The following is a 10,650-nucleotide window of genomic DNA, read 5'->3' as shown; positions in this document are numbered from 1 at the left end:
CGCACTAGTGGTTAGTGAAGATGAATGACGCGACGGCAACCTCGGCGATGGAGGGCCTCAGTGCAGCGCTCAATGGCCTGCCGCTGGCGATGCGCAAGAGCATGACCTACGACCAAGGCCGGGAGATGGCGCGACACGCTGAGATTACCCAGAAAACCGCCATCGCGATTTACTTCTGCGACCCGCACAGCCCTTGGCAGCGCGGCAGCAACGAAAACATCAACGGCCTGATCCGTCAGTACCTGCCCAAGGGCACGGATTTGTCGGGACACAGCCAAGAACAATTGGATGCCATTGCCTTACAACTGAATATGCGTCCGCGTAAGTGCTTCGACTTCAAGTACCCAATCGAAGTTTGGGCGAGGTGATGCAGAAGGCAATCGCTATGCGCCATGATGCTCCAGCTTCAATTCAATAGCCGTGTTGCACTCAGCTCCTGCAACCGCCCTACTTCAGACCCTCCCTAGACTTGGCTCGACGGAGCACATAAGACCTGTCTTAAAAGTTGGCGAATGAATTGATCTCAAAAGCTATTGAGAGTAAAAAGGTTGATAATGTCAGCACACAATTAATCGAAGCTCCGCAGCCATACATTCATCTAATTTGAAAGCACGCCCATCCATGAAGAAGCATTGGTCATTTGAGACTTGTCTCAAAAAAATTCCAGGTGCGTTGCTAAAAGCTGTGGCCTTGGGCTAAAAATCATCGAACACTCAATTAACTGAAGAGCTCCCATGAACAGTAAAGTCATGATCATTGACGATCATCCAGCCGTCCGTATGGCCGTTCGTTTTCTGTTGGAAACCGAAGGGTATGAAATTGTTGGAGATGCAGAAAATGTTGCAGAAGCGCTGGAACTTATCGAACAGGTAGAGCCTGAGATATTGATTCTTGATATAGGCCTGCCAAACACAGATGGGCTGACGCTCATCCATCAGATGGTGGCGAAAAATGTCCCGGTAAGGATTATCGTATTGACCGCCCAGCAGACTCACCCTGTCGCCACCCACTGTAAGGAAGCGGGCGCTCATGGATTCGTCAGCAAGCGGGATGATTTATGCGAACTGACCAATGCCGTTCGAGTCGTGAAAAGTGGGGACACTTATTTCCCCCAATGGACCCTAAACCCTCCCCGCCAGACCTTGGGGCCAAATAACGATAAAGCATTGTTGAAAACCTTGTCCGCTCGTGAGCTGAGTGTTCTACATCAACTAACCCAAGGCCTGCGAAACAAGGAAATTGCCGAAAACTTGCTGCTCAACAGCAAGACGGTCAGCACTTACAAAACCCGTGTACTGCACAAACTGAAGTCCAACTCATTACTGGATCTCTATGAATTGGCCAAACGCAACGGATTGGTGACTATTACACGACAAGAATACCTGGAACAAAAGTACAGATCCGTCGACTCCGGAAGGTTTGGAGCCGACACATAACGGTGTACGGATATCAGCAAGCATGAGTCAAGGTTACGGTTCCTTCAAGCTAGATATCCTTGAGTTGCACATGCAGCTTGAACAGTTCCGCGTCCGTACGGACATTCAACTTACGCATCGCGGCTTGTTTTTGGCCACTGATGGTTTTGCGACTGCGCATGAATTTCAAAGCAATTTGGGAAACCGACAAACCTTCCAGGCAACAGCGCAACACTTCGCGCTCCTTGGGTGACAACGCGGGATAATTCACCAGCCCGTCAGTATTTTCCGAAACGTCCGTCTCATCATTCATCGCTGCTGAGGTCTGAGGGATCGAGTCCAGCTCCACGGCCATGGCGGGCGACAGGTACAAGCGATCCAACGCCACCATCCTGATTGCGCGGATCAGTTCCTCGGTTGCCTGGGATTTTCCAAAAAAACCATTGGCGCCGGCTCGAATAGCCATGTTGACCGTGGCGGGCCGCTCTACCGAAGAGAAAATAAGGATGCGTAACTCCGGATAGCGGCTGCGCAGCAGCTGGATCAGCCTCAGGCCATCCAACTCACCGTCGCTCAGTTGATAGTCGAGGACCAGCAGATCAACCTTTTCATTGCGCAATGATTCGAGTAATTCCGGACTTCCCGAACAAACGCCAACCACCTTGAAATCCGCCTCCGTAGACAATCGGACTTTCAGGGCCTCCCTGATCAAGGCATGGTCGTCGAGCAACGCTATTCGCAAGGGTGAAACAACGGACCACTTCATCTTCAGAACCCCATCACGCTGCCATTGGCTTCGGAAATTTCCTACGGAGACTTTCTCCACCGCGCCACATTAGCCCAGAGCGGGAGGAAAGAAAACTTGGATTCCTGCTTTCGAGAAGTACAAGACGCTCGACCGGAAACTTGCGAGAAATCAGTCATGTATATTCCTTGTGGCGAGCAGATTTATCCCCTTGCCCCAAGGAATCTATGTTCTTTAATGAACAGCATTGCGCACAGCGCGGCATTTGGGACAGGACAACTCTAAACAAGGTTGCTAGATTCATTGACGCGCCCGGGTTCAAAGCTTTCCTCGTCGGGCCTGATCATCACCTCTCATTGAACGGAACGCCTTGAAAACGCCAAATCTTTTCTTCGCCTTGTCCCTGGGCCTGGTGATGACACTGGCACCCGCGGCTGCCCAGGTTCAGGCACCTGCACCGGTTGAGTTGCTGCTCAATGCCCCGATCACCGCCCCGAAGGTGGTATTCAGTGCGCAAACCAGAGCCTGGTTAGCCACCGCCCCCGAGATCAATGTCGCCTTATGGCGTGGTGCGTTTCCCCCGCTGCGCATGGATCTGGAGCAAAACCGGTTCGAAGGGATTACCGCGGATTTTCTGGGGGTCATACGAGACGCTACCGGGTTGCGCCTGAAAGTCTGGTGTTTCGAGACGCGCGCCCAAGCCAGAACCGCACTCGAGCAAGGTCGGGTGGACATGCTTGCCCTGCATGACTCCAGTGAAGGCCTGGACGGTCCGTTCACCCAGTCGCAACCTTACCTGCGCAACCACAAAGTCATTGTCCGACGTATCGGGGAAGACCCTTCACAGTCTCAAGTTTCCCCTGGCGAACGTCTAGCCTACGTCGGCGACGACACCGTGGGTGATCGTTTGCATGAACAGTACCCCGACGCAACCCTGATCCAGAACGCCGACCATCTGAACAGCCTGACCTCTTTGGTCTACGACCAGGCGGACGCTTTCTGGACCGATGAAATCACCGCTCGGTATCTGATCAGGTTGTTGTACAGCAATGACGTCTATATCGCCGGCGACGCCCTGCCCACCTCCGCGGATATCAACTTCGCCGTAAGTGAGCGAAAACCGCAGCTGTTGGCGGCCATCAACAGCACCCTGGAAGCGATCCCCGTTTCCGACAGAATACGGATAACGACGCGCTGGGGGCTGACCAATAATTTTGTCGTCGATGCGCCCCCACTCGACCTGGATGCCAGCGAAACGGCCTGGTTGGTGGCCCATAAAAAAGTTCGAGTATTGGTCGCCGGCTCTTATGCGCCGTTGACCTTTTTCGACGACCACGATCAGTTGCAAGGCATGAGCGCGGACCTGCTCAAAATCATCCAGCAACGAACGGGGCTGGAGTTTGAAGTCGTCCGCAGCAACAGCGTTGCCAACATGCTCAAGCAGCTCCAAGGCAAGCAGGCCGACCTCATCGCGGCGTTGAGCATCGGGAACATGCGACTGAGCCCCGAACAATACACACGCCCTTATCTGGTCAGCCCATTCGTCATCATAAGCCGACGCTCACTGGCCGGCATTCGCAGCCTTGAAGAGCTCAAGGGCAAGCGCTTGGCCCTTCCTTCCGGCAACCCGCTTTCCAACTGGCTCACCGAAAATCATCCCGACATCATTCAGGTTCCTGTCGCTACCGCCGTGCGCGGCATCGAGCGCCTCTCGGACGATGACGTGGATGCCAGCGTACACACCCGGTTCGGGGCCGATTACTTCATCAAGCACCATTTTCAAGAAGACCTGCACATAGCCGGCGTGGTGGGTTCTGAACCCGGCCGTATCGCAATGGCGGTGGGTAAGGAGGACATGGCGCTCAAGAGCATCATCAATAAGGTACTTCTGGACATTCCCCCCGAAGAGTTCAAGACATTGAGCGATCGCTGGCGCAATCATGTCGCTCCCGCCGTTCCCAATGCCTGGAACACCTACAAGGACGATGTTTTCAGGGTCATCGGCATCGCTGTTGCGTTTGTCCTGGCTTTCCTTATCTGGAACTACTATCTGCAAATCCAGATCAGAAAACGCCGAATTGCCGAACTCGCGCTAAGCGACCAACTGGCTTTCAGCAAAACCCTGATCGACGGCTCGCCCATTGCTCTTTATGTACGCGATAAAGCGGGCCGGTTGGTCCACTGCAACCGTGCGTATCTGGACTTTCTGCAAACAACGCCGGAACACGTTATCGGCAAGACATTGCCGGAAGCCGGCGTCCTCTCGCCAGCAGTGAGCCGCCAGTACAACCGTATCAACGAAGAGGCCGGGCAGCACGGCGAACCCTTGTTCAACGACCTCGAAATCGAAGTGAAGGGCGAACATCACCGGATCTATCACTGGACCCTGCCCTTCCAGAGCGGCACGGGCACGTTTTCCGGGGTCATCGGCGGTTGGCTGGATATCAGCGAACGCGAACAACTGATGGAGCAACTGCGCCTGGCCAAGGAAGTCGCTGATGAAGCCAACAGTTCGAAGTCGATTTTCCTGGCAAGCATGAGCCATGAAATCCGCACGCCCATCAGCGCCTTGATCGGGTTGATTGAGATGCTGCGCGTACGCGGCGCAAGCCCGCAGCAAATGGATGAAAACCTGGCTGTTGCTCACGAATCCGCACAATCCTTGTTGTCGTTGATTGGCGACATTCTCGACCTTTCAAAAATCGAAGCCGGGGCCATGGCGCCATCGCCGCGCCCCACTGACCTGAAGGAACTGCTGCAATCCGTTCACAAGCTGTTCGAGGTAAACGCGAAAAACAAAAACCTTACCTTCGAGCTGGCGATCGAGGCACGCGATCAGCACATCATCATCGATGCGTTGATGCTCAACCAGATAGTCGCCAACCTGGTCAGCAATGCGATCAAGTACACCCGGGAGGGCTTTGTCGAATTGCTATTGCGGCAGTTGCCGGATGATGCAGAGTCGGGCTTCGCAAGCTACTGCATTGAGGTACGGGACTCTGGAATCGGCCTGAGCGAACCACAGAAAAAAGCCATTTTTGAACCGTTTGTCCAGGTCTCGCCAAACACGGGAGGGGGACGCAGCACTGGCTTAGGACTGAATATTTGCACCCGTTTGGCAAAGCTGTTGGGCGCCCAACTGAGTGTCGACAGTCAGCCCGGTAAAGGTTCGCGTTTCGCATTTCAGTTCATCGCTGAACGTACGCAGCTAGCTCCGGCATGCGCAGCGATCCAGGCGCCTGTCCAGGCAGGTCGCGGCCTGAACATTCTGGTGGTCGAAGACCATGCGCCGAACCGCCTGTTATTGTGCCAACAGATCGAGTACCTGGGTCATCATGTTGTCGCCTGTGATGACGGGGAAACGGCACTGGCCAAATGGATGGAGTCTGATCCACCGTTCGACCTGACCATCACCGACTGCAACATGCCGAACATGGACGGTTATGAACTGACCCGTCAGATACGCCTTATTGAACAGTCCCAGGCGTTGGCACCTCACCCGATTCTCGGCCTCACCGCCAATGCACAGTCGCACATCATTCAAGATTGCCTGGATGCAGGTATGATCAAGTGCCTGTTCAAACCCATCGGTATCGAAATCCTAACCCAAGAGATCGGCGCGATCTCGGCGCAGATGGAGCGCCGAACAAGTGCTGCGCAAACGACAGGCGGGGAACTGGAAAAACTCAGGATACTGGCGCCGGACGCATATGCGCCGCTGGTAAACGAACTCATCAATACCAACCGTAAGGATGGCCTCCGACTTGAGGAGTTATTAGCTGAGAATGACCTACCGAGGATGACCAGCCTGGCTCATAAGATCAAAGGAGGCGCACAATTGGCCGACGCCAGGGAACTGATCGATGCCTGCGTCGAACTGGAAAGTCGGGCCTCCCAAGGTGATCAGGTATCTTGCGAAAAACAGGTCGAGACATTGTTGACAGTGATGCGGACGCTTGAACAACGCCTATCGAAAGACCTCTAGGGGCCAGCCGCATCAAACCAAAATGGCAAGAAATATGTGCAAGTGTGAAACATGCTTTCGCACCGCTCTGGCGGCAACTTCCACGCCGAGCCGGTGGCCATCAATATGGCATTGGCGATTGCTGAGATCGGCTCCCTGAGTGAGCGCTGCATTTCGTTGATGATGACAAACACATATCACAACTGCCGTTCTCGGTAGCCAATGGCGGCGTGAACTCGGGCTTCATGATTTCTCAGATGACAGCGGCAGCACTGGCCAGTGAAAGCAAGGCGCTGGCTCATCCCCATTCCGTAGACAGCCCGCCCATATCCGCAAATCAGGAAGATCACGTATTGATGGCACCTGCTGCTGGCAAACGGTTGTGGGAAATGGCTGAAAACACCCGTGGAATCCTGGCTGTGGAGTGGCTAGCGGCCTGCCAAGGCCTGGACTTGCGTGACGGTTTGAAGGCGTCGCCCAAGCTGAAACTGGTCCGGAACAGTCTGCGAAGCAAAGTGGCCTATTTTGAGAAAGATCGTTTCTTCGCGCCGGATATCAATGCGGCCAGTGAGTTACTGGTTTCCGGCTGCTTGAACGACCTGGTATTGAACAAGTTGTTGTCCAACATGTAATCAATAATATCTACCATGAACGTGTGAGTTATTGCGGATTCCACGGCCATCCGGCCACCTATTCCATAAGCATCCGGCCACTGATCCCACGGTGATCCGGCCACCCACTCCACGCACATCCGGCCACCTTCAAGGCAGGCAGCGACGCAGGATAAATTCACTACCATCGAACTCTTTTATCAAAGCAGAGAGGTCGTCGTGGAGCGGTATCCATGCGTAAGATTCGAGAAGTACTGCGTCTCAAACTTGAAGTCGGCCTATCTGCCCGCCAGATTGCTGTCAGCCTGCAAGTGGGACGAGCCACCGTCGGTGACTACCTTAATCGCTTTGCTGCCAGCGGGTTGACTTGGCCCTCCGCTCTGACCGGTACCGAGCTGCAACGAAATCTTTCTCCACCGCCACCCGCTGTTCCCAGCGCTCAACGCCCGATACCCGACTGGGGTATGGGCTCACGCCGAACTGCGTCGCCCCCGCATCACCCTGGCCCTGCTCTGGCAGGAATATCGACTCAGCCATCCACAAGGCTGGTAAGTAGACCGAAGGAATTTCAACTTCAGCCTCTCGCAGAACCGTGCGTGAGCCTCTCAACTCATACGGCTCCCGTTGCCCGATCGAACCTCATTTCCATAGACATGCCAGTGCAAGAACAACGATGGACAAGCCTTCTTCATCCGGTTGAGCCAGTCAGCACTGCGGCGCCTGTGCCCCGCCAGTGGTTTGTACTTCTGACGGGCCCAGCGCTGCGGTTTCAAATCAAAGTGATTGAAGACCTTGCGCAGCACCGTTTTGTAGAAAGTTCCATAGTAGTTCCACCACCCACGAAGGGTGGCGTTGTACTGCTTTGACAACTCCAGAAGGCTGGCCGGTGTTTGCCGCTGGATATTCCAGCGGCGAGTTTGTTGCCGCATCCGTTTCAAAGCCTCGCTACTGGCACCGGGCAGGAAGCTGGTAAAACGGCGTCCATGATTGCCCCATGCCACCCGTGGCCGGAAGGTGAATCCCAGAAACGTGAACTGCGTGCTTGGGTAATCTGCTTTACGGTTACTGTCCTTGCAATAAACAATCTTCGACTTGTCCGGGTGCAGGGTCAGCAGACACGCCTCCAGGCGCGCATTGATTGCCGTCATGACCTCGCATGCCTGCTTTTCACTCCGGCAATGAACCACCGCATCGTCGGCATAACGTGCAAATGGACAGCCCGGAAACGTCCGTTGTATCCAGGCATCGAATGCATAGTGCATGAACAGATTCATCAACACAGGACTGATCACCCCACCTTGGGGTGTACCGCTGTCACGCGCTAATTGAATGCCACCAGCCGTTTCAAACGGCGCTTTAAGCCACCGCTCGATATACAGCACAATCCAGTCGTCCTTCACATGATGCCTAACCGCTTTGAACAGCAGTTCATTATCGAGCCCGATGACATCCGGTTCCAAACCCTATACAGGTTACGTTGCAGCTTCTGCTCAAACTGGGCGATAGACTGTTCATCTATCCCAGCGACTCCTCGATTGGCTTTCACTCGCTGGAAGGCCTCCCAACTGTGAGTTTGGAAATGCTGTACGACTTTGCTGCACTCATGCCGCTCCTCCCCCGCCGAAGCCGGTTGACGATACAAGCGAGCTGGGCAACGCCATCCCTTCGCTCCACTCTCATTACAAAAACTTCATCACTACTACGAATGGCTCCGCCCCTCGACCTTTGCATCGGTATTCTTCCTTGCGGTGGTAGCCGCTTGTCATTTCCCTTGGCATCAAAGGCGAGGTTCTCACATTCCCTATCAAAGCCTGTATTGAGCTCATGCCGCCTATACACCGGCTGCCATCTGAACAGTAGGCAGGTATCCTCCAGACTGATCCCGAGGCTACTGGGCGACCTCGGTTTTGACAGCATTTGAATCCTTAACGATGCGTCTTCGAACGGTTTGCTTTCGCTCATCTTCTCAATACGCACCTGACGCCGTTATCGGCGCCTTTTCCAACGGTCGCTCACCACCACGCCTTTTGAACGCAGCAGCACCGGGCGGTTTGAAGCCAGCTCCTGCAAGCAGACTCCGGGAGGCCTACTCCCACCTTTGATAGAGCATCGCTGCCTTACGCCAGCGTTCGTGACACACCCCAGTGCAGCTGGTTCTGCGGGCACTACCGCCTCTGGGCCGCCAAGGTCGATATGCTCATGCGCCAGAAACATCGCGCCAGCGAAAAGCTGTTCGTCGATTACGCGGGGCCAGACCGTGCCAATCATCGACCGGCAGACCGGTGAAATCCGCCAAACGCAGATCTTCGTTGCCGTGCTCGGTGCCTCCAGCTACACCTTCGCCGAGGCCACCTGGTCGCAGAAACTGCCCAACTGGGCGGGCTCGCACGTCCGCTGCTTCGCTTTTCTCGGCGGCACATCTCAGATCCTGGTACCCAATAATCTGCGCAGCGGCGTCACCAAAGCGCACCGCTACGAGCCGGACATCAACCCCAGCTATCGCGATCTGGCCGAGCACTACGGCATCGCCGTAGTGCCCGCTCGCGCACGAAAACCCAAGAACAAAGCCAAGGTCGAAGTCGGTGTTCAAGTGGTCGAGTGCTGGATCCTGGCGGTGCTGCGCAATCGCCAGTTCTTCTCGCTGGGCGAACTCAACACAGCGATCGGCGTGCTGTTGGAGCGTCTCAACCAAAGGCCCTTCAAAAAGTTGCCCGGCTCGCGCCGCTCTACCTTCGAGGCCATCGACCAACCGGCGCTGCAACCGCTGCCGGAACAGCCCTACGTCTACGCCGAATGGAAAAAAGTACGGGTACATATCGATCACCACGTCGAAGTCGACGGCCACTACTACTCGGTACCGTACCAACTGGTGAAGCACCAACTCGAAGTGCGCCTGACCGCGCAGACCGTCGAGTGCTTCCACGCCAACCTGCACGTGGCCAGCCATTTGCGCTCGCCGCACAAAGGCCGCCACACCACCCAGACCGAGCACATGCCCAAGAGCCATTGCGAACACGCCGAATGAGCGCCGCAACGGCTGATCCGCTGGACCGAGCAGACCGGCCCGAACACGGCCGGCGTTATCGCCTACATCCTCGAGCGCCGAATCCATCCGCAGCACGGCTCCCGCGCCTGCCTTGGCATCCTGCGCCTGAGCAAACAGCACGGCGAAGCGCGGCTGGGTAGCGGACAATGGCGGCGTGATGGCCTCAACCTGATCATCGGCGGCCCCATCGGCGTAGGCAAAACCTGGCTCGCTTGCGCGCTGGCACACAAAGCCAGCCGGGACGGTTACAGCGTGCGTTATCTGCGCTTGCCGCGCTTGATAGAAGAGCTGGGCCTGGCCCACGGCGACGGCCGCTTCGCCAAACTGATGGTGGGTTGTGCCAAGACTGACTTGCTGATCCTGGACGACTGGGGCCTCGCGCCGTTTACCGCTGCGCAACGGCGCGACATGCTGGAGCTGCTGGACGACCGCTACGGCCATCGCTCGACGCTGGTGAGCAGCCAGATGCCGGTGGACAAATAGCATGCGCTGATCGGCGATCTGACCTTGGGCGATGCAATCCTTGACCGGCTGGTGCACAACGCTTACCGCATCGAAATGAAGGGCGAATCGATGCGCAGGCGGTCGTTCTTGGCTGTGTCCCGACAAATCCGTGCCCTTGGGCAGGTACTGACGGATCAGGCCATTGATGTTTTCGTTGCTGCCGCGCTGCCAAGGGCTGTGCGGGTCGCAGAAGTAAATCGCGATGGCGGTTTTCTGGGTAATCTCAGCGTGTCGCGCCATCTCCCGGCCTTGGTCGCAGGTCATGCTCTTGCGCATCGCCAGTGGCATGCCATTGAGCGCTGCACTGAGGCCCTCCATCGCCGAGGTTGCCGTCGCGTCATTCATCTTCACTAACCACTAGTGCG

At 55.8% G+C, this 10,650-nt stretch carries 3 protein-coding genes and 7 pseudogenes; 7 read left to right on the top strand and 3 right to left on the bottom strand.

Translation table 11 applies throughout. From position 1 onward, the window contains the following. Positions 1-11: 11 nt before the first annotated feature. Positions 12-418, top strand: a pseudogene (locus DK870_RS28965) (IS30 family transposase); the annotation flags it as partial. Between the two features lie 316 nt (positions 419-734). Continuing rightward, the gene (locus DK870_RS28960) at positions 735-1,436 is read left to right on the top strand and encodes a response regulator transcription factor (RefSeq protein ID WP_161550408.1); all 702 of its coding nucleotides are present in this window, start codon (positions 735-737) and stop codon (positions 1,434-1,436) included. Between the two features lie 49 nt (positions 1,437-1,485). Here DK870_RS28960 and DK870_RS28955 read toward each other — a convergent pair whose 3' ends face one another. Further along, positions 1,486-2,181, bottom strand: coding sequence for a response regulator transcription factor (locus tag DK870_RS28955; protein ID WP_161550407.1), 696 nt, complete (start codon positions 2,179-2,181; stop codon positions 1,486-1,488). A gap of 349 nt (positions 2,182-2,530) precedes the next feature. On the opposite strand from DK870_RS28955, the gene DK870_RS28950 reads away from it, so the two are divergent. The 3 genes and pseudogenes from DK870_RS28950 to DK870_RS28940 all read left to right on the top strand — a co-directional run. Beyond that, positions 2,531-6,145, top strand: a complete 3,615-nt coding sequence (locus DK870_RS28950) for a transporter substrate-binding domain-containing protein (protein WP_161550406.1) — start codon at positions 2,531-2,533, stop codon at positions 6,143-6,145. 66 nt (positions 6,146-6,211) lie between these two features. Next, a pseudogene (locus DK870_RS28945) lies at positions 6,212-6,756 on the top strand (aromatic amino acid lyase); the annotation flags it as partial. Positions 6,757-6,968: 212 nt separating this feature from the next. Then, positions 6,969-7,284 (top strand): annotated as a pseudogene (locus tag DK870_RS28940) (IS21 family transposase); the annotation flags it as partial. A 56-nt stretch (positions 7,285-7,340) separates the two neighbouring features. Here the strand turns inward: DK870_RS28940 and DK870_RS28935 are convergent. Next, positions 7,341-8,340: pseudogene (locus DK870_RS28935) on the bottom strand (reverse transcriptase domain-containing protein). A gap of 537 nt (positions 8,341-8,877) precedes the next feature. On the opposite strand from DK870_RS28935, the pseudogene istA reads away from it, so the two are divergent. Together istA and DK870_RS29815 are read left to right on the top strand one after the other, a co-directional pair. Continuing rightward, positions 8,878-9,916: pseudogene (istA, locus tag DK870_RS28930) on the top strand (IS21 family transposase); the annotation flags it as partial. Continuing rightward, a pseudogene (locus DK870_RS29815) lies at positions 9,911-10,369 on the top strand (ATP-binding protein); the annotation flags it as partial. The pseudogenes istA and DK870_RS29815, both read left to right, overlap by 6 nt. Here DK870_RS29815 and DK870_RS28925 read toward each other — a convergent pair. Further along, a pseudogene (locus DK870_RS28925) lies at positions 10,370-10,639 on the bottom strand (IS30 family transposase); the annotation flags it as partial. Between the last annotated feature and the right edge of the window lie 11 nt (positions 10,640-10,650).

This window comes from Pseudomonas sp. Q1, assembly GCF_009935975.1.
Lineage (GTDB): Bacteria > Pseudomonadota > Gammaproteobacteria > Pseudomonadales > Pseudomonadaceae > Aquipseudomonas > Aquipseudomonas palleroniana.
Note: the sequence above shows the minus strand (reverse complement) of the source record. Positions and strands in the feature narration are given on the sequence as shown.